At 60.6% G+C, this 20,620-nt stretch carries 16 protein-coding genes; 7 read left to right on the forward strand and 9 right to left on the reverse strand.

Annotated elements, in window-relative coordinates:
* The first annotated feature begins 106 nt into the window (after window positions 1-106).
* Window positions 107-1,045, forward strand: a complete 939-nt coding sequence (gene ispH / locus QF629_03845) for a 4-hydroxy-3-methylbut-2-enyl diphosphate reductase (GenBank protein MDP6012669.1) — start codon at window positions 107-109, stop codon at window positions 1,043-1,045.
* The gene (gene hpnH, locus QF629_03850) at window positions 1,045-2,172 is read left to right on the forward strand and encodes an adenosyl-hopene transferase HpnH (GenBank protein ID MDP6012670.1); all 1,128 of its coding nucleotides are present in this window, start codon (window positions 1,045-1,047) and stop codon (window positions 2,170-2,172) included. Before ispH ends, hpnH begins: the two co-directional genes overlap by 1 nt.
* A 6-nt stretch (window positions 2,173-2,178) precedes the next feature.
* Here the strand turns inward: hpnH and QF629_03855 are convergent, their stop codons facing one another.
* The 7 genes from QF629_03855 to QF629_03885 form a co-directional block, all read right to left on the reverse strand.
* Window positions 2,179-2,886 (reverse strand): hypothetical protein, encoded by a 708-nt coding sequence (locus QF629_03855; protein MDP6012671.1) that lies wholly within the window; start codon window positions 2,884-2,886, stop codon window positions 2,179-2,181.
* Window positions 2,886-4,817 carry a squalene--hopene cyclase gene (gene shc / locus QF629_03860; GenBank protein MDP6012672.1) on the reverse strand — a complete coding sequence of 644 codons (1,932 nt, stop codon included), beginning with the start codon at window positions 4,815-4,817 and terminating at the stop codon, window positions 2,886-2,888. The genes QF629_03855 and shc overlap by 1 nt, the downstream gene beginning before the upstream one ends.
* 10 nt (window positions 4,818-4,827) lie before the next feature.
* On the reverse strand, window positions 4,828-6,759 hold the full coding sequence (gene dxs / locus QF629_03865; GenBank protein ID MDP6012673.1) for a 1-deoxy-D-xylulose-5-phosphate synthase: 1,932 nt from the start codon (window positions 6,757-6,759) through the stop codon (window positions 4,828-4,830).
* 113 nt (window positions 6,760-6,872) lie between these two features.
* Window positions 6,873-8,129, reverse strand: a complete 1,257-nt coding sequence (gene hpnE / locus QF629_03870; protein MDP6012674.1) for a hydroxysqualene dehydroxylase HpnE — start codon at window positions 8,127-8,129, stop codon at window positions 6,873-6,875.
* Window positions 8,126-8,983, reverse strand: coding sequence for a presqualene diphosphate synthase HpnD (gene hpnD / locus QF629_03875; GenBank protein ID MDP6012675.1), 858 nt, complete (start codon window positions 8,981-8,983; stop codon window positions 8,126-8,128). Before hpnD ends, hpnE begins: the two co-directional genes overlap by 4 nt.
* Window positions 8,977-9,843 carry a squalene synthase HpnC gene (gene hpnC, locus QF629_03880; protein MDP6012676.1) on the reverse strand — a complete coding sequence of 289 codons (867 nt, stop codon included), beginning with the start codon at window positions 9,841-9,843 and terminating at the stop codon, window positions 8,977-8,979. The genes hpnD and hpnC overlap by 7 nt, the downstream gene beginning before the upstream one ends.
* A 439-nt stretch (window positions 9,844-10,282) precedes the next feature.
* Window positions 10,283-10,528, reverse strand: coding sequence for a hypothetical protein (locus tag QF629_03885; protein MDP6012677.1), 246 nt, complete (start codon window positions 10,526-10,528; stop codon window positions 10,283-10,285).
* 483 nt (window positions 10,529-11,011) lie between these two features.
* Here QF629_03885 and QF629_03890 point away from each other — a divergent pair, with 483 nt between their 5' ends.
* Window positions 11,012-11,452, forward strand: a complete 441-nt coding sequence (locus QF629_03890) for a hemerythrin domain-containing protein (protein ID MDP6012678.1) — start codon at window positions 11,012-11,014, stop codon at window positions 11,450-11,452.
* A gap of 217 nt (window positions 11,453-11,669) precedes the next feature.
* Here QF629_03890 and QF629_03895 read toward each other — a convergent pair whose 3' ends face one another.
* A complete protein-coding gene (locus tag QF629_03895) occupies window positions 11,670-12,551 on the reverse strand; it encodes an isocitrate lyase/PEP mutase family protein (GenBank protein ID MDP6012679.1) in 882 nt (293 codons plus the stop codon).
* Window positions 12,552-12,940: 389 nt separating this feature from the next.
* Here QF629_03895 and QF629_03900 point away from each other — a divergent pair, with 389 nt between their 5' ends.
* Both QF629_03900 and QF629_03905 read left to right on the forward strand, forming a co-directional pair.
* Complete coding sequence (locus tag QF629_03900; GenBank protein MDP6012680.1) at window positions 12,941-14,344, forward strand: amidase; 1,404 nt, start codon at window positions 12,941-12,943, stop codon at window positions 14,342-14,344.
* A 239-nt stretch (window positions 14,345-14,583) separates the two neighbouring features.
* Entirely contained in the window at window positions 14,584-15,234 is a 651-nt protein-coding gene (locus tag QF629_03905; protein ID MDP6012681.1) for a glutathione S-transferase family protein, read from the forward strand.
* An 8-nt stretch (window positions 15,235-15,242) separates the two neighbouring features.
* On the opposite strand, the gene QF629_03910 is transcribed toward QF629_03905, so the two are convergent.
* Window positions 15,243-16,010 carry an SDR family oxidoreductase gene (locus QF629_03910; protein ID MDP6012682.1) on the reverse strand — a complete coding sequence of 256 codons (768 nt, stop codon included), beginning with the start codon at window positions 16,008-16,010 and terminating at the stop codon, window positions 15,243-15,245.
* A gap of 1,077 nt (window positions 16,011-17,087) precedes the next feature.
* Between QF629_03910 and QF629_03915 the strand changes: the two genes are divergently transcribed.
* Window positions 17,088-18,248, forward strand: a complete 1,161-nt coding sequence (locus tag QF629_03915; protein ID MDP6012683.1) for a phytanoyl-CoA dioxygenase family protein — start codon at window positions 17,088-17,090, stop codon at window positions 18,246-18,248.
* A 710-nt stretch (window positions 18,249-18,958) separates the two neighbouring features.
* Entirely contained in the window at window positions 18,959-20,530 is a 1,572-nt protein-coding gene (locus QF629_03920) for a 2-isopropylmalate synthase (GenBank protein MDP6012684.1), read from the forward strand.
* Window positions 20,531-20,620: the final 90 nt, after the last annotated feature.

Below are 20,620 nucleotides of genomic sequence, written 5' to 3' on the forward strand. Positions count from 1 at the left end.
GATGTGCCTTTCTTTGCACCAAGTTTATTGGCGAGAGCGGGCGTATCAGGTAATTTCTTCGCCATCCGGCGGTCATGTTGCGAGAGCTGCCGTTTATCAGGAACCGATGCAAATGCGAGTGATCTTGGCCAAGCCACGTGGATTCTGCGCCGGCGTAGAGAGAGCCGTCGATATCGTTGAGGGTGCCCTGGTACGTTTCGGACGCCCCGTTTATGTGCGCCACGAGATCGTGCACAACAAGCGTGTGGTAGAGGAACTACGGGAAAAAGGTGCCGTGTTTGTCCAGGAGCTGGATGAGGTTCCCGACGGCGCGGTGACCATCTTCAGTGCCCACGGCGTCGCACAAGTTGTCTCCGACGTGGCCGAGAAAAGATCGCTGCCCGTGATCGATGCGACCTGCCCGCTGGTCGCCAAGGTGCATCACGAGGCCCAACGCTGCGCCCGCGCCGGCCGCCAGATCATCCTCATCGGGCATCGCGGTCACCCGGAGGTCGAAGGCACCAGCGGCCAAGTACCGGACGGCGTGTTGCTCCTCTCAACTGCAGAGGAGGTGGAGAGCCTAGAGGTAAAGGACCCAGACAAGCTTGCCTATGTCACCCAGACTACGCTGAGCCTCGATGATACCCGCGAGGTAGTCGCTACGCTGAAGTCGCGATTCCCCAAAATCATCGGCCCCTCTCTGCGGGATATTTGCTATGCGACGCAGAACCGCCAAACCGCGATGCACAAACTCGCCGGCGAGGTCGACGTGATCCTGGTCGTCGGAGCGCAGAACAGCTCGAACTCCAACCGCCTGCGCGAAATCGGCGAGGAGCTCGACGTGCCTAGCTATCTGATTGATGACGCCGATGCCATCGAGCTGGCCTGGTTCGAGGGCGTCAAGCGGATCGGGATCAGCGCTGGCGCTTCAGCGCCGGAGCAGCTTGTCCAGGAAGTAATTGAACGCCTGCGCGGTATCAGCGAGGTCAACGTCGAGACCTTGGAGGGTGTGGTCGAACGGGTCCAGTTTAAGCTGCCGCCCGGACTGATGCCGGAGCCCCGGTAATGGCGGTGCCCCTACGGCAGATGCTGCGCGTCGGCACCTATGTGGTGCGGCAGCGTCTGGCCGGGCGCAAGCGATACCCCCTGGTGCTGATGCTAGAGCCCTTGTTCCGTTGCAATCTCGCCTGCGCAGGCTGCGGTAAGATAGACTATCCTGGTGAGATACTAAATAAGCGGCTATCTCTTAAGGAATGCCTTGCAGCAGTCGACGAGTGCGGCGCGCCAGTGGTCTCGATTCCCGGCGGCGAGCCCTTGCTGCACAAGGAAATCGGCGAGATCGTAGCCGGCATCGTGGCGCGCAAGAAGTTCGTCTATCTCTGCACCAACGCGCTACTGCTGGAAAAACGGCTGGAGCTGTTCGAGCCCACACACCACCTCATTTTCTCGGTGCATCTTGACGGGCTGCGCGAGGAACACGATAAGGCGGTCTGCCAGGAGGGCGTCTTCAATCGCGCCGTGGCTGCCATGAAGGTGGCCATCGCCAAGGGCTTTCGTGTCAACGTCAACTGCACCGTCTTCGACGGCCAGGACCCGGCGACACTGGCCGCTTTCATGGATTTCGCCCGCGACCTCGGCGCTGAGGGTGTCACCATCTCGCCGGGCTACGCCTATGAACGGGCGCCAGATCAGGCGCATTTTCTGTCACGCGAGCGCACGCGCAGGCTCTTCCGTGTCGTCTTCACCCGCGGCATCGGCCGCAAATGGCGCTTCAGCCAGTCACTGCTGTTTCTCGATTTTCTGGCAGGTAATCAGAGCCTCAAATGCACGCCGTGGGGTAACCCGACGCGTAACGTACTTGGCTGGCAGCGCCCCTGCTACCTATTGGGAGAGGGCTTCGCGGACAGTTTTCGCGAGCTGATGGAGGAGACAGATTGGGCGGCCTACGGCACCGGAGCCTATGAGAAATGTGCCGACTGCATGGTCCATTGCGGCTACGAGCCGAGTGCCGTCAACGACACCCTGTCGCGACCGCTGAAGGCCTTCGGCGTCTGGCTGCGCGGCATCCGCACCGAGGGCGAAATGGCGCCCGACATTGACCTCTCGAAGGCGCGGCCCGCCGATTACGTCTTCGACGACAACGTCTCTCGCTTCCTCAGTCAGACCCACACCCCAGACGAAGACGCGGCCTGAAGCGATCTAACCCGGCATCGCTACGCCGCCGACAGCGCCAGTCTCAAGCAGCACCCGGCGCAAGGCCGCCAGGCCTTTTCGTGTCTCCAGCGCTGTCACCACCATAGCCGGCAGGTGCCAGGGTTGGCCAAGGAGGCGGACAAGCACCGGCCAAGGCGTAACAGTGCCGTCCTCACGCATGCCGCTGCGAGCGAGCACCGGCACAAAATGCTCGGGCGCATCAGCGACCGCGCGAACGGCGGCAAAAGGCACCTTCGCCTCGTCCGCAGCGGCGGCCACAGCATGGCTTTCCATATCCACCACCGAGGCTTCGTGGGCGGCGAATAGAGACGCCTTATCGGCCGCCGATAGCACCGGGGCATCGGTGCCGAAAAACCGGCCTTCGACAACATCGTCATCGTCGACCAGCCGCTCAAGCACACGCTCGCGCCAGGCTTCGTCGCTGCAATAACGGGTGCAGCTGGCTGTTATCACATCGCGCGCGACCACGACCGTGCCGGGCCAGAGAATCGGCTTAAGACCACCAGCCAGACCGACGCTGGCCAACGCCTTGGCACCATCATCGAGTAATGTTTGAGCCGCTCCTCGTGCACGGATCGGCCCCGGTCCGTGACAGGCCACCAACACTTCGGCCTTGGGTGGGCGCTGCCTCAGCGCCCACCGCACCGCCGCCGCCTCCATCTGCAACCCGGTCACAACCCCGACGCGGGACATCACATGCCGTAGGCAGGAAAGCGAACGTTGCCGCGGGTCAAATTACGATAGCGCGCCAACGCCCAAAGCGGAAAATAGGCAGCATAGCCGTGGTAGCGGAGATAGAAGACGCGCGGGAAACCAACCGCGGTGAACCAATCCTCGTGCCAGCGGACACCGTCGCGCGGCGCGTCCAGCAAGTAGTTGATGCCGCGGCGAACCGCCTCCGAGTCGACTTCTCTCACGGCCATCAATGCCAACAGTGCCCAGGCCGTCTGCGAGGGTGTGCTTGCCTTGGCCTCGTCCCGGCGCGCTTCGTCATAGGTGGCACCGTCTTCGCCCCAGCCACCGTCTTCGCGTTGGCGTGATTCAAGCCAAGAAACAGCGCGCCGTATCCTTTCGGAAGCCATGTCGTAGCCGGCGATATTGAGAGAATTTAGCACAGACCATGTGCCATAAATATAATTAGTTCCCCACCTCCCAAACCATGACCCATCAGCCTGTTGCATCTGCTCGAGATAGGTGATGCCGCGCGCCACAGTCGGATTATTTCGGTTTTGGCCGATCTGGCAGAGTGCTCCTATGCAGCGGGCGCTGACATCCTCGGTCGGTGGGTCGAGCAGAGCGCCGTGATCAGCGAAGGGAATATGGTTGAGGTGATGATGAGTGTTGTCCACGTCGAACGCCCCCCAACCGCCATCACAACTTTGCATACCCTCCAACCATTCCAGTGCCCGCTCGATACTTTGCCGATGCGCTGCGTTGCTAGCGCGATGCAGGGCCATTGCCACAACAGCCGCGTCGTCAACATCCGGGTAGTGCGGATTGGCGTATTGAAAGGCCCAGCCACCAGGGCGCAGATCTGGCCGTCGTTCACGCCAGTCGGCGGGGCCGTCAAGCACCTGCCGCTTAGCAAGCCAGCCGCATGCGTCAGCAGCAGCGGCCTGCTCCGCATCGCCACCGACCTCGAGCATGGCGTGGACGGCCAGTGCCGTGTCCCAAACTGGCGACAGACAGGGTTGGCAATAGATCTCATCCTCACCCTCCACCAGGAGCCTGTCGATAGCCTTACGGCAATACTCGCGCTCCGGATGACCTGAGCCGTGGCCAAGCGCATCATAAGCCATCAAGGCGTTGGCCATAGCCGGAAAGATAGCACCGAGACCATCCTCGCCGTTGAGCCGCTCCTCGACGAAGGCCATGGCACGCGCTATAGCCCGTCGGCGCATGCGTTTGGGCATGATTGGCTCGACAGCGCGCAGCACGCGATCGAGGCCGAGGAACGCCGCTGCCACCTTGCCCCGCGGCAGGAAGTAGGCACGCTCCTCTTGCGGCGGTACCGTGAAGAGTTCGGCCACGCCGACGCCGTGTGGATTACGTGCCCGCGGCTTATGGGCCGCCAACACCAGTAACGGCACGATCACCGTGCGCGACCAGTAGGACACCTTGCTCATATGGAAGGGAAACCAGCGCGGCAGTAGCATGATCTCCGGCGGCATCACGGGCACAGCGCGCCATGGGACTTGACCGAAGAGCGCCAGAGCAAAGCGCGTAAACACGTTGCTGCGCGCGGCCCCACCATGGGCCAGAATGGCCTCGCGTGCCCTTTTCATGTGCGGCGCCTCGATATCGTCGCCGATCAGCTTGAGGGCGTAATAGGCCTTCACCGAACAAGATATATCGAGATCACCACCATGAAACAGCGGCCAGCCACCATGCTCACCTTGGCGCGCGCGCAGATAGCGCCCGATGCCGGCCTCGCGCGCGACATCGATCTCGTCGAGGAAATGGCCGAGCATGACATATTCGGCGGGAATGGTGCAGTCGGCCTCGAGCTCGAAGCACCAGTGGCCGTCGTCGTGACGTGCCGAGACCAACCTGGCCGAGGCATCTTCTATTGCTTGATCAAGTGTCGAGCTAATCGCTATCGTAGCCGCAGGCCCCGCCATCATCGCAATAGTGTCAGACGGTCTCGGAGCCAATGGCCAACATGCTATTATCACGACCCAATACCGCCAGAGCTGTAGCAACTATATCGCTCACGGTCAGGCCGGCGTCCTCGTACATCTCCGCCGGCGAACCATGTTCTATGAAGCGGTCTGGAAGCATCATCGGGCGTATCTTAAGGCCCTTATCGAGCAGACCGTTGGTGGCAAGAAACTGCAGCACCTGGGTCGCAAAGCCGCCGATCGCGCCCTCCTCAATGGTGATCAGGACCTCGTGCTCACGCGCTAGCCGAGCCACCAGATCCGTATCCAGTGGCTTAGCGAAGCGAGCATCGGCAAGCGTGGTCGAGAGGCCATGCGCCGCGAGCTCATCAGCAGCCTTCGTACACTCGATGAGACGAGCGCCAAAGCTCAGGATTGCTATCGCAGTACCCTCGCGCATGATACGGCCCTTACCGATTCCCAATGGTATACCGCACTCAGGCATCTCGCAGCCAATACCTTCGCCGCGCGGATAGCGCACGGCGCTCGGCCGGTCGTCGATACGTGCGGCTGTCGCTACCATGTGCACTAGCTCCGCCTCGTCGGCCGCGGCCATGACCACGAAATCGGGTAGGCAACCGAGATAAGCGATATCGTAAGAGCCCGCATGGGTCGGTCCGTCCGCCCCAACCAGGCCGGCACGGTCGATGGCAAAGCGCACTGGCAACTTCTGGATGGCGACATCGTGCACCACCTGGTCGAAGCCCCGTTGCAGGAAAGTGGAGTAGATGGCCACGAACGGCCGGTAGCCTTCCGTCGCCATGCCCGCCGCGAAGGTTACTGCATGCTGCTCCGCAAGCCCCACGTCGAAACAGCGCTCGGGAAACTTGTCGGCAAACTTATCCAGACCTGTTCCCGCCGGCATCGCCGCGGTAACAGCAACGATCCTGTCGTCGCGCTCGGCTTCCGTGATCAGACTCTGCGCGAATACGTCGGTATAGCTCGATGCATTACTAATCTTTTTTTCCTTAGCGCCAGTCATCACGTCAAACTTGCCGACGCCATGGTACTTGTCTGGCGACTCCACGGCCGGAGCATAGCCATGGCCCTTCTCGGTCACCACGTGCACCAACACGGGTCCGCCGGTCTCAGCATCGCGCACGTTCTTCAAGACCGGTAGAAGGTGCTCGATACTGTGGCCGTCGACGGGGCCAACATAATAGAAGCCCATCTCCTCGAACAAAGTGCCACCCGTCACTATGCCGCGAGCATATTCCTCTGCCCGGCGCAGCATCTGCGCCATGGGGCGGGGAAACTTCTTCGCCACCTGGCTCGCCACGTGGCGCATGCTACGATAGGAGTGCGACGAGATCAGGCGCGACAAATAGGCGCTCATAGCACCTACCGGCGGCGCGATCGACATGTCGTTATCGTTGAGGATTACGACCAGACGGCTGCCCAGAGAACCGGCATTATTCATCGCCTCATAGGCCATGCCGCCGCTCATGGCGCCGTCGCCGATCACCGCAACAACGTTATTGTCGCCGCCCGCAATATCACGCGCCACTGCCATACCCAGCCCGGCCGAGATCGAGGTCGAGGAATGTGCCGTGCCGAAGGAGTCGTATTCGCTCTCAGCTCGCTTGGCGAAGCCAGACAGGCCATTTTTCATGCGCAAGCCCGCCATGCGCTTGCGTCGACCGGTGAGAATTTTGTGCGGATAGGACTGGTGCCCGACGTCCCAGATTAGTCGGTCGCGCGGGGTGTCGAAGACATGATGCAGCGCGACCGTAAGTTCGACCACGCCGAGCCCGGCGCCGAGGTGACCACCGGTGCGCGAAACCTGCTCGATCATATCCTGGCGCACTTCGTCGGCGACCTGGTTCAGGTTGGAATTCGACAAGCGGCGCAGATCGGCAAGCGTCTCTAGGGCATCGAGTAACGGCGTTGGATTCGTGTTGCTAATCTTGTCACTCCTCCATCCGCTCCGAGTTGCCTACCAGCCCAGTGAAACTTATTGAGATACCAATAAAAATTGTATCATCTTCATACTCGCAATCGGCAGTGCTATCAATCGCGTTACGGGGACGTGGCAGCCAAACGCGCCGCCGCCTGCCCCGACCGTATGGCACTCTCGATGGTTGCCGGCAACCCAGTGTCGGTCCAATCGCCCGCGAGCCAAAGATTGGCGAATGCCGTCTTCGGCCCCGGCCGAGCACGCGCCGCCGCAGGTGTCTGCGCGAAAGTCGCCCGGCGCTCGTTGATCACCCGATGCGGCGGCATGGACTCGGACGGCAGGGCCAAAGCCTGGGCCAAATCTTGCCAAACCGCAGCCGCGATCGCAGCGTTGTCGCGCGCAGCTAAGGTATCGGCTGCGCTGACCGTGACTGCGACGACGTCGTCGCGAACGAAAATCCATTGCGCCGTACCACCCACCAGGCCGAGGAAACGCGCATCCTCTGGCAGGCGCGGCGGCGTATCGAGGCGGAAGTGAACGTTGACGATGGCGCGGCTCTCGGTCGGCGCAGAAAGCCCAGCAAGCAAGCTGACGGCACTTGCCGGCGGCACCGCCAGCACGACACCCTCGCCTTTTGCTATAGCCACGCTGCCCTGGGACGTATCGAGTCTCGTCACCCAATCGCCCTCCCCTTCAAGCGCCCGAAGACGCCAATTGAGCTGTACCTCCACGCCCGACTGCGCCAGCAACGCCAGGGCCGGCTCGACAAAGGTCGGGCCAAGGCCAACATCGGCGACAAAGGGCCGGCAGAAGTCGGCGCCGCGCAGGAAGGTCTGGGTCAGTACCGGCCAAAGCAACGACGCCGCACCTTCACCCGGGTCGGTGTTGAGGGCCGAGGTCGCCAGCGGCTCCCACAGCCTGCGATAGACCGTCGGGGGATTGGCGAGCACCGACTCGACCGTGGCCTCAGGCCCTGCAAAAGCAAGCCTGAGCGCCGCCAGATAGTCGAGCGGCCGCGTGCCGGCGACGCGGCGCGAAGGCGCCAGAAACCACCAGGGCAAGCGGCCGCGATTGGGACGCACGGTCCAGCGCTCACCTGTCGCGAGGTCGAGAAAGGGAAATGCCGCCCCCGTGCTGACCAGACCGTCGCGTGACCCAATGGCATCGAGATAGGCGAAGGTCGCCGTGTTGCCTAACATCACGAGGTGATTGCCATTGTCGATCTGGCACTCGAGGGTACGGTCGTGGAAGGAGCGGCAGCGGCCGCCGGCTTGGCCCGCCGCTTCGTAGAGCGCGACCGAAAAGCCTTCGCGCACCAGCATCACCGCGGCAGCGAGGCCGGCAAGCCCGGCGCCAACGATATGGCACCGCCGGTTCATCGTCCGGTCATCAGGCAACGCAGCGCGATCCATAGCTTCTCAGCTTTAGACAGCGACAGCGGTTCGTTCGCCCGCTGCCAGCCGCGCTCTTCAAGGCGCTCGAAGACGCGCCGATATACCGCGCTCATGATCACCGCCGGACGCAAAGCGCGTGCATCCGCCGGCGCCATGGCACGGCGCAGCGCTTCGGCCTCAGCGTAGTGCACTGCCGCTCGTTCGGCGATCCAGGCACAGGCAACCGCTAGGCCAGGATGCGCGATAGCCTCCACCGGATCGAAGCTGTCAATGCCTCCCGCATCAAGGGCTTCGCGTGGCATATAAAGTCGCCCGTCTGCGGCGTCTTCAGCAAGATCACGTAAGATATTGGTGAGTTGCAAGGCATGTCCGGTGGCCAGGGCGAAATTATCCGCAGCCGCATCGCTACAGCCAAAAATCCGTACAGATTGCAGACCGACGGCGCCAGCCACGCGCGCGCAATAGATTTCGAGATCCACCATCGACGGGGCTCGAATGGGTCCGCGGGCATCGCTCTCCATACCGCGCAATATTTCCTCGAACGGTGCGCGCGGCAAATCGTAACGGGCGATGGGTCCACGCAAGGCGATTGCGATGGGCTTCTCGGGCATGCCGCCACCGTACAGCCGGTCCAACTCGCCACACCAAGCTTCCAAGCAACGCAGCTTTTGGTCGCGCGGCGCCGATTCATCAGCAATATCGTCAACCGCACGGCAAAAGGCGTAAAGCGCGAACATGGCCTGCCGCCGCTCTCGCGGCAGGCTGCGCATGGCCCAAAAGAACGAAGTGCCGGAGCGCCTGACCAGCGCTTCGGCGGCGCTATCGGCAGCGGCTACCATAGCCCGGCCCGAAAACCCTTGAGCAGACAGGCGATCTTGTCCCAACGACCAAGCACCACCCGCTCCGCGAGCGGATCGTCGCAACGCAGGCGGACGGCTAGACGGTGAGCGATGTCAAGAATCACTGCAACCTCCATGCGCAAGCGCCGGTCGCGAATCAAACCAGGCAAGGCGCGAGCTTGGTGGTTGAGGTTATCGCAACCATCGAGGCAGGCATCGATCACCCGGCGCACGGCGGGGCTGGCGCTGGTGCCCCTCAGTTCGGCAACATCGGCGCCTACAACGTGCAGCATTTCGAGAGGCAGATAGACCCGGTCCATGCGCGTATAATCCACACCGCAGTCCTGCAAGTGATTGAGCACCTGAAGCGAGGCACACAATGCGTCGGAAGCGGGCCAGGTGGCTTGGGATTCGCCGTGCAGATCGAGCAAATACCGCCCAACAGGCGCAGCCGAGTTACGGCAATAGGCCATCAGCTCATCCCAATCCGCATAGCGGCTCTTGTCAGCGTCGAGGCGAAAAGCGATCAGAAGTTCCGCGGCATGGGCAACGGGCACCTTGGTCTCGGCCAAACTCTCGGCGAGGCGCGCAGCCTTGTCCTGATCAGCGTTGCCGGCGGCAACCGGTGCCTCGCTGCGCAGCACGACCTCCATCGCATCAAGCTCCGTCCGTTTGCGGTCAGGCGAACGTGACGGGTCGTCGGCGATGTCGTCGGCGGCCCGGGCAAAGGCGTAATAGCGCGCGATGTGGGTACGCAAACGCTTGGCCAATAGCCAGGAGCCGACAGGAAAGTTCTCCTGGCCTGCCGTCCGTGTATGCGGCGCCGCGGTATCGATCGACAAATCTGGAGATTGCGCCACGGCGTCGCCGCCTGCCCTGTGAGAATCGGGATCGGAAGGGCAGCCTAGAACCTTATCTGGCTGGAGGGAACCGGCGCGCGGCGTCAAACACGAAGAGGCCCCTCTTCTCGGGGGGGAAAGGCGGAAGAGGGGCGCTCAAAGTGGCGGCGGGGTGGGGGATGTTAGGAGGAACCCCGCCGCCTTGGAGAGGAGATAATGGGAGGAACTGCGTTACTGTCTCCACAACCAAGATTTGTTGTTCTGAGTGTGTCGTAGATATAATCAATCAATCGTTTATATCAAGTGTTTTTTAAAAATTTCTCGCACTTGCGAGATAATAATAATTTATAAATATTTCAGTATCTTAAATATCAAATATCGCAAGGCCCTTCGGCGGAGCACACAAGCCTATATCAGGTATTGGTAATATTTGAGGATGGCGCGCTGGCAAAGGCACCAATCAAGTCACTGAGGGCTCGTCCACCACCGCACTGCGACCACGATCAGTCAGCTTACAGACTAACCAATCCGGTTTGACCGGATTGCTGATCCAGGGCGCTGCCCAGCCCTGCTTGACACAACTGCGGATAGTGCGCGGCGAAATTGCGGCACCACTGTCGTCGAACAATGGCAGCTTCCCACCCGGCTGATCGAGGCCACGGCGCAAATAGCGCACCTGTGCGGCGGTCGGCCGCACACCCGCCAGCTCATTCGGTCCCGCCTTCCCCGCGGCCCCGTTGAGCTTGCGCTCTACTCCGGTTCTAGTGATGGCTCTTCCTCCCGCCAACACTCTATGATCACCGTCGCGCCACGCATTTTCAGGCTAGCGTCGTCAGCGTCCGATGACCTGTTTGGGCTCGTATCATAGACATAGCTGTTCAAGTCGAGCAAGAGCGAGATCACTTCACCGTGCAGGACTTTGCAAGGGCATAACTGATTCCAGAGGCAACCTCGCCCTCGTCTATCTTGCGATTGTGGGTCGGCATGGGCCCCGCTGACTGCTCTGGGAGAGCCTACCTAGTGTCTTGTCAAGCAATTGCGGACCGGATTTTAGGACCTTCGTCAGGGCCTGGGTCAGCTCGCGTATAGAGGGCAAACAGAAACCTTGACCTTGGTTAAGTACGCTACTCGGCTTCAACCTTTATGCTCTTGGTTTGAGCCTTACCCAAACGTGAGAAGAGTAGCTTCCATGAAACTTACCGATGCCCTTTTAGGCGAGCATGCCGTCATATACGAGCTGTTCGACTACGTGCGCGACACCATCCTGAAGAGCGATGACATCCGGGACATCCGCGGTGTCGGCGCCGTATTAGAAAGACTTATCATTTCACATGCTCAGATCGAGGACGATTTTCTGTTTCCTCGCCTCGAATCTCACCTTGGGCCGATGGGGCCACTCGCCGTGATGCGTCACGAACATCGCGAGATCGCAGAACTTCTCAAAGCCGCCAAGTCTGAAACCGACATCGCCACTCTAAAAGGTGTTATTGGCCAGTTCTTGGAGTTGGCCCATGGTCATTTCCAAAAAGAGGAAATGGTGTTGTTCGACATGGCCCGGCAGAGCCTTGACGAGGCAACTTTAAAAGAGTTGGGGCAGGAGTGGGCAGCACGCCGAAACGTCAACTGCTAGGGCTGCATGGGCACGGCCAATAGAGGCAGGACCACCTAGATCGCCAGATGATGTACAACCGCGGGCACGGGCAGCTGTTCAGAGCATGAAGTGCGGCATGTCGGTCTATGCCGTCCTTGACGAGATCGATAAACAGTCGCCTTAGCTCGAATGGACCTTGTCGGGCATGCCGTCGATATTCAGCAACCTCGCCAACTAGCACGAGCCGCTGCTACCGCTATTCGTCAGCGTCACCGTATATCTTATCGAAGGTCCAGACGTCCTCAAAGCCGATCAGGGTGTTGAAATCGCTGAAGGCCATCATCGGCGTCTCCACTTCCGCGCTGCCACCGGTGCGCTTGAGGGTGGCATAGACCGAGGATAACGAGGCGCCCACGGCGAGAAACCCAGTGGCCGGGTAGATGGCAATGCGGTAGCCGATCTCGGCCAGGTGCTCAGCGGGGAGAACCGGTGTGCGGCCACCTTCCACCATGTTGGCTAGACAGGGGGCGTCGAACTCAGCGCAGATGCGTGCCATCTCGGCCTCGCTCTCAGGCGACTCGACGAAAAGCACGTCGGCGCCTGCCGCCAAAAAGGCCCCGGCCCGGCGCAACGCCTCATCGAGGCCGTGCGTGGTGCGCGCATCGGTGCGGGCGACGATGAGCAGGTTTTCGTCCTCGCGGCTGTCCACAGCGACCTTTATCTTGGTTACCATGTCCTCCATCGGGATAACGCGCCGACCCAGCGTATGCCCGCATTTCTTGGGAAACTCCTGGTCCTCAAGCTGGATGCCGGCAGCGCCTGCAGCTTCATAATAGCGCACCGTGTGGCGCACATTGAGCGCGCCGCCATAGCCGGTGTCGGCATCGGCGATGAGCGGCGTCTCGGTCACGTCCACCAGATGACGCACGCGGTCAACCATCTCGGTCAAGGTCGCAAACCCCGCATCCGCTAGGCCGAGATAGGAGGCGGAGACGCCATAGCCCGTCATGTAGAGCGCATCGAAACCCTCGCTATCGGCGATGCGCGCGGAGATCCCGTCAAATACCCCCGGCGCCACGATCAACCCGCCGCCCTCAAAGCAAGTGCGCAAGGCCTTTCGTTTCTCTCTGGCGGTCATCTCTGGCACCTCCCTCTCCTATGTTGATAGCATGGTGCCGACGAGCGAGGGGAGAGTCACGCGTGATCCGATCGTGTGTCGACGTCGGAAGAACATTCACTGACCTGGCCCTGATAGACGGCGCGATCAGGACGGTGACGTTCAACAAATTTTCGACCACGCCCGAGGCCCCGTCGCAGGCATCATCGACGGCGCGTTTGAGGTTTACGATATGGCAAATATCGCGCCGGCCGATATGGGTCAATTCTTCCACGATGGCGCCACCGTCCGCCCGTGCCAGAATGCGATGCCACGCCGGACGGCGAAGTACTGATGCCGCTCAACGATAACGCGATGTCCGTGCTGCTTACCGGCATCCTTCTGCTTCTCACTATTCCCGAGGCTGCCATATGATCGATCTCGATATCACGACCCTAGCACCGCACATCGCGCGCCGCGACATCTCGCCGGTCGAGCTGACGCAGGCCTATCTCGATCGCATCGCAACGCATAGTAATCTCAATGCCTATATCTCCGTCGATCGCGAACGCGCGCTCGGCGCTGCGCGGCGCGCTGAAGCCGAGATCGCCAGAGGAAACTATCGTGAGCCATTGCACGGGGTGCCGCTCGCCGTGAAAGATCTGTTCAAGGTTAAAGGCATGGCGCGCACGTGCGGCTCGGCCTTCTTCCGAGAGGCGCCTGCCACGGAGAATGCCACCTCCGTCGCCCGCCTCGAGGCGGCCGGCGCCATCATTCTTGGCCTGCTCAATCTGCATGAGTTCGCTTTCGGCCCCACCGGAGTCAATCCGCATCACGGCAGTGCTCGCAACCCCTGGAACCCTAACTGTGTCAGTGGCGGCTCGAGCAGCGGCTCGGGCTGTGCCACAGCAGCACATCTTGGTGCGGCAACGCTGGGCACGGACACCGGCGGCTCGATCCGCATTCCTGCCTCCCTCTGCGGCGTGGTCGGACTGAAGCAGACTTACGGGCTGGTCAGCCGCCACGGCATCTATCCGCTCAGCGAGCGCTTCGACCATGGTGGACCCTTGACCCGCAGCGTCAGCGACGCTGCCCTGATGCTTGCCGCCATCGCCGGCAAGGACCCCAACGACCCGAGCACCGCGGACGCCAAGACCGCCGATTACACAGCGGGGCTCGGCCAGCCCATTACGGGCATGCGCATTGCTTTACCCAACCCAATATTCTTCGACCACCTGCACCCCGAGATCGAGTCCGCCGTGCGTGCCGCCGCCACTGTGTTGGCGGATTTGGGGGCAAAAGTGGGGGAGATTGATCTGCCCTTCGATATCCGCACCGCCAACAAGGCCTGGGACATCCTGGCGCTAACGGACGGCTACCGCGTGCACAAGGCCCACTTGCGCGACCACGGCGAGACGCTGTCGCCGGACGTGCGCGAAAGACTGCTACGCGGGGGGGAGATGACGCCTGAACGTGCGGCGGAGTCGGAGACAATACGGGCCAAAACGATCGCCTCCATGTGCTCTCTGATGGCAGAGACAAACGCATTGCTTATGCCCACCACACCGATCCCGGCGGTGCCCATCGAGAGCTGTGAAATCAAGATATCAGGCAAAGCGATCGATGCCGTCAAGGCGCTCGGCCGCCTCACGCGCCTAGCGGCGTTCACCGGCCAACCCGCCATCTCGGTGCCATGCGGCTTTACGGCGAGTGGCCTTCCCATCGGCCTGCAACTCGTAGGCCGATGGTACGGCGAAGCCGACCTGCTACGCCTCGCACATGCCTACGAGCAGGCAACACCATGGCATAGACGGCGCCCGCCCCTGCGAAAATAACGATGCGCCTCGCCTGCATCCTCACCAGCTTCTCACTGCCTTCGCACTGACAACGCTGACGATGGCAGATGAGCATCTGGCCTTGGTGTTTGGCAATGGCGAATATCGGGTGCCAAGTTGACATCCGGCGAGCAAAAGCGGCACTGTTCGACTTAGAAATGCGAGATGTGCTCGGCACAAAAACAAAATAACGCCGATCATGCACAAGTGGTGAAAATACCTATCGAATGGGGGAGACCATGAAGCTCTATTATGATCCTATCACGGTAAACTGCCGCAAGGTCGTTGCCGGCCTTGACCTTATCGGAGCCAGCTATGACGAGGAGCGGCTGAACTATTTCGGCGGCGACCACAAGCAGGCGCCGTACACGGACATCAATCCCAATGCCGAGCTGCCGGCGCTGGTCGACGACGACCTGGTCCTGTGGGAGTCCAACGCCATCATGGTCTATGCCAGCGAGAAGCTAGGCAACACCAACGTCTATTCCAACGATCCCAAGATCCGCGCCGACATGACGCGCTGGATGCTGTGGGAATCGAGCAAGTGGTTTGCCGCCTGCTACGTCTATCTGGTCGAGAATGTCGTCAAGCCGATTCTCGACGACGTGCCGGACCAGGGCGTGCTATCAGCGCACGGTCCGACCTTTCACGGTCTGGCGACAATCTTCGAGAATACCCTGGCGGGACGCGAGTGGCTCTGCGACAATCAGACCACGATCGCCGATATTGCCATGGCCGCACCCATGCACCTGCACGCCGCGCAAAAACTGCCACTGGACGACTACCCTAGCATCCGAGCCTGGATAGCGCGCATCGAAGCCTTGCCCTGCTGGCAGCGGTCCGACCCGATCCCGCACATCCCACCGGAGTTTCTCGCCAAGCTCGCTTGAAAAGGGGCTCACGGCAACGTGACGAGCCCGCCGGAAGCGACGTAGGTCTGGCCGGTTATGAAGCTCGCCGCATCGCTCAAGAGGAAATAGGTGAGCTCGGCAACATCGCCTGGCACGCCGGTGCGTGCAGCGGGTGTGCGGGCAACGATTTGCTGGCGTATGTCATCGCTCATGTCTTTAGTCATGTCAGTGTCTATGAGGCCCGGCGCCACGCAGTTGACACGAACGGCGGGTCCGAATGCTGTCGCGCAATTGCGCGAGAAACCGATCACAGCGGACTTCGACGTGCCATAGGCGATCAGGCGATCTGGGCGGATACGGCTCGGTGCGATACCGTTAATAGAGGCGATACAGACGATGCGCCCATCACCACCCTCCCGCATGCTCTCCTTAGCCCGCCAGACGCAATGAAACTGGCCATCGAGATTGACCGACATGATGGTGCGCCAAAGCGCGACCGGCATCTCAGTATCGTCCTGAAACGAGGCGATGCCGGCATTCGTGACTAGCAGGTCGACAGGCCCCCTCTCGCTCTCGATGTCTGCAAACATGGCATCGGTCGCCTCGTACGACGCGACATCGGCCTGGTAGACCGCGCCGTCGCTCCCGGCCGCCCTCACCTGCTTCAACGTTTCGCCTGCCGCTTCGGCATTGCCTGCGTAATTGACCGCTACCCAGGCGCCCGCTTCAGCCAAGCGCGCACAGATCGCCCGCCCGATGCCACGCGAGCCACCCGTGACCAGTGCCACCCGGCCTTCGAATTCTTTATCAGCCATCTCCCGTCCCCTCCCGCACACGTCTCTCGCCTGTCACAGGGTATATCAGCTCCCTAAACTCACAAGGAAATCCGCCCCACCTAAGATTTTGACACAAGGATGGCACGGGGCTGAAAACGCGCGAAACGAGCCAAAAAAATAACGCGATAACAAAAATCAGTGCCAGATGTCGCACTCGCGGCAACCATATTGCGTCACCTGGTTGGTCGGCTGCCTGGCAGTTCGGGCAAGCTCAACTCGATCGACGTCCTAACGAATTTTTTATCCCGCGTGACCTACAGCCTTGCATACGATCCAAGAACGGCCCAGAGTTCGTCGCCAAGGCAGACGGGAAATAGATAAAGGCAGTCGACGTCAAAACGGCCTACCTTGAGCCTGAGTCACCCTGGAAAAGACTCTATCAAGAGATTCAATATTAGCTTTCGTGAAAAGCTCCTCGACGGAGAGGTCTTCTATTTTCTCAAAGAGGCGTATGTTCTGATCGCGCAGTAGCACAAACATTATATCACTAAGCAACCGTATTCGACCTTAGGTACAGACTACCAAAACCTGAAATCATTACCCCAATAAACCAAAGATCTCTCATGTACTAACAATCAGTATAGACTAGTCAATGGGATTCGATCAGCGGAGCAAACCAGATCTTATACGAGTAACTCATCCTGAGAAACAGTGCCTTCCAGAAGAGTAATTCTTCGACAATTGTATGCCTACTGCGTGGGCTAAGCGCCCAAGATAGACGTCGAAACCGTCAAACATGGGCATTATCCAACCAGCGTGGGCGAACCCTCATCGACCGTAGTCACCCCTGCGGCAACAAATGCGATCTTCAACGCAGTTGACGCCCGCGCGCAGCACATGTCGATTACGCGCGAAGTCTTGCGCAAGGCCATGGCCAAAGCCTGAACAGGCATCAGCACCAACACCAACACCCGGAGCTGCGCGAGAAACTACCCAGCTCCTTTTTGCCTAATCAGTTCACGATTTGCTTAACAGGCCCCACGTGAATGCTGTTGCTCATCCGCGCGGATTGAGGGAACTTACCGGCGAGGCATAGGAATCTTGGGGTGAAAAGCTATGACGACGATGACGGCCATGACACGGGCAGAGCATGCTGAAGGCATGGCCGCCTATCATGCAGAGGGACAGAGACTGGCAGATAACATCGGCAATCGTGGGGCTGTGCGCTTCGGGCCGGACGGCGCGCTACACCCGGATATCGTCGCTGCCTATTGGCAACATGGCTACTACGTCTTCGAAGGCGCAGTCGGGACGGACGAGGTCGAAGCGCTGCGGCGCGACGTCAATACCATGCTGGAGCGCGCGCCGATAACGCCGGAGGCCGAGATCGATGCACAGGGACGCCCGGCGCTCGGCCTCGACTATGCGCGCAGTCCTTATATTTTCATCAAGCCGCTCTCGGACCCGTGGGGCGGCACGGACATCCTCAACGGCCGCCACCCGAGCCAGATGGCCCAGCCGGCGCCCGAGTCGAACGCGCCCGACCAGGTGGTCTTCCTCATGTACGGCATGTGCCAAGCCATGCCAGCGGGACTTTGCGTCTATGGCCATCCACACCTGCTGGCCATCGCCGAAGCCATCAACGGCGCGGATTTTGTGCCCTACAACGATGCCATCTTCATTAAGCAACCGGGCTTAGGTGGCTCAGTCTCATGGCACCAGGATGGCGTCACCCACTGGGATGCGCCAGATTGGGACGAAGGAATCCACGGCTTCAACTTTCAGGTCCAACTCTACCCCACCACGCCGGGCAACTGCCTCTGGGTGGTGCCGGGTACGCACAAGCTGGGACACATTGACATCAAGCGGTGGATGGCTGAGAACGACGGCGACGAACGGCTGCCGGGCGCCGTGCCGCTCACTTGCAAAGCTGGTGACGTCACCATGGTCAACAGGCAGATGCTGCATGGCTCGTTCGCCAACACCTCCGACGATCTGCGCGTTTCGCTCACCTTTGGCTTCCATCGGCGCAGGTCGGTGTTGGGCGCCAGGGCGGTGCTTGGCGTCGGCGACCAGGATGTGCGCTACAACGAACAGCGCATTTTCGAGCGCGCCGCCGTTATTACTGTCGCCATAGATGCGCGCCGCCGCGAGCATTCGCAAGAGACACCATTCGTCTACCGGCCGTTTGCCGGCAAGGAAGAGGAGTTCCGCTACGGCGGACCAGCCGCCGAAAGAGTGCTGCGCGACTACTACCTCAAGGACTTGGCAATATAGAGCCCCATCCTGTGCCGGAAGGACATGCCGTAAGCAGCCTAAGTAGATGGTTGCGGAAATTCTAAAACAACCTAACGGATTGCACAGTCGATGCAGATGTTGCTGTCCGGTACTACCGCCAGGCGCATCTCGCCGATAACCTCTCCACAACTAACGCATTCGACGTAGCGCTGCAGATGCCAGGGCACCCCCCGCCGACGTCCAAGGTGATCTCGACAACCTGAAAATTCGGTGTCTCGGCGATGATTTCTGTCTTAGCAACGTGGTAATAGCTCTGCCAAGGCCCGCTTGCCGATCTCTGTCATACTGTCTCTTCACAGTGACGGACGCACCGTTTAAGCTATATTGCAGTTGCTTGCGCCTCGGAATTGGGCGTAAAGATGGGCTTGTCCTGGTTGCTTGGCTGCGATTTTCTGTGGCAAACGGGATTTGCGGCTCGGCGAATCCGTCAAAGTTGGCGGATCGTGCGGGCCAAAGATTTGATTCGGAAAGGGCTTTCCGGAGCCATGAGCGAGTGTCGCCAACACCGTCAGCGGGTCGCTCCCCGCATACGGCTAGCCAGCGCAAAAGCCGCTGGCCGGGCCCTGGCCTGCGCGCGCGTGCTCCCGAACGGCGGGGGTCTGCGACTTACCTGCCCCTGAGCGGCCGTTTCGGGCGCTCCGAGGTGATCGATTCGTGGATCCAACCCTGCATTTCAGGAGAGCAAACCGATGACACAGACAGGGTCAAAATGCGATAAGCGAGAGCGCGTCATAATTTTCGACACCACCATGCGCGACGGCGAGCAATCGCCAGGCGCCTCTATGACACTTGAGGAAAAGCTGGAGATCGCCAAGCTGCTCGAAGAGCTGGGCGTGGACGTGATCGAGGCTGGTTTTGCCATCGCCTCGAAAGGCGATTTCGAGGCTGTGAGCGAGGTCGCCAAGATCGTCACCGAGTCGGTCGTGTGTAGCTTAGCGCGATCTGGCCGCAAGGACATCAACCGTGCCGGGGAAGCGCTCAAGCCAGCTAAACAGAAGCGCATTCACACCTTTATCTCGACCAGCCCGCTGCACATGCAGCACAAGCTGCAGATGAGCCCCGAGGAAGTGCATCAGGCGGTCATCGACAGCGTCACCCATGCGCGCAATCTTTGCGACGATGTAGAGTGGAGCCCCGAGGACGGCACCCGCACAGAGCCAGACTTCCTTTGCCGCACCGTGGAAAGCGCCATAAAGGCCGGCGCTGGCACCATCAATATCCCGGACACCGTCGGCTACACAGCGCCAGCTGAGTTTACGACTCTGATCGAGATGCTGTTCAACCGCGTGCCCAATATTGACAAGGCGGTGCTGTCAGTGCATTGCCACAATGATCTCGGCTTGGCCGTGGCCAACTCACTGGCCGCCGTGCAAGCCGGCGCACGCCAGGTTGAGTGCACTATCAACGGCCTCGGCGAGCGTGCCGGTAATGCCTCGATGGAAGAGATCGTAATGGCCATCCGCACACGCAACGATCTCTTCCCGTACGAAACGAGCATCCGCACTGAGAACATCATGAAGGCCTCGCGGCTGGTCTCGGCCGTGACCGGCTTCGCCGTGCAGCCTAACAAGGCCATCGTCGGTGCCAATGCCTTCGCCCACGAAGCGGGCATCCACCAGGACGGCATGCTCAAGCATTCCGGTACCTATGAGATTATGACGCCGGAGTCGGTCGGCCTCGTGCAGTCGAAGCTGGTGATGGGCAAGCATTCCGGCCGCCACGCCTTTAAGGCCAAGCTGCGCGAGCTAGGCTACGAACTCGGTGACAACGCGCTCAACAATGCCTTCGGCCGTTTCAAGGACTTGGCGGACAAAAAGAAGGACGTGTTCGACGAGGATCTGGTGGCCTTGGTAGATGATACTGTGACACACCAGCACGAGCGTATCCAGCTGGTCGCCCTGGCCGTGCATTGTGGCACCGAGACCCACCCGAACGCCGAGTTGAGCCTGTCGATTGACGGTGAGACTGCCTCGACAACGGCGGAAGGTGACGGGCCAGTGGATGCCGTTTTCCGCGCCATCGGTGAGATTTTTCCGCATGAAGCACACCTTCAAGTATTCCAGATCAACGCAGTCACCCAAGGCACGGACGCCCAGGCCGAGGTCTCGGTGCGTCTTGAGGAAAACGGCCGCAGCGTGAACGGACAGGGCGCCGATACCGACATCATGGTGGCCAGCGCCAGGGCCTACGTGAACGCCTTAAACAAGCTGCTGGTGAAGCGCGAGAAGACGGCGCCTGCAGCACTTTACGCCCAGGCTTGACCGGTAATATGACCCGTCACGCGAAACTTTTCGTCGAGCCCCGTTGCCCGGCAGCGGGCGCTCGCACAACGACAATCCCCCCAGAGACGG

The sequence above is a fragment of the Alphaproteobacteria bacterium genome (assembly GCA_030739735.1).
Lineage (GTDB): Bacteria > Pseudomonadota > Alphaproteobacteria > UBA7887 > UBA7887 > UBA7887.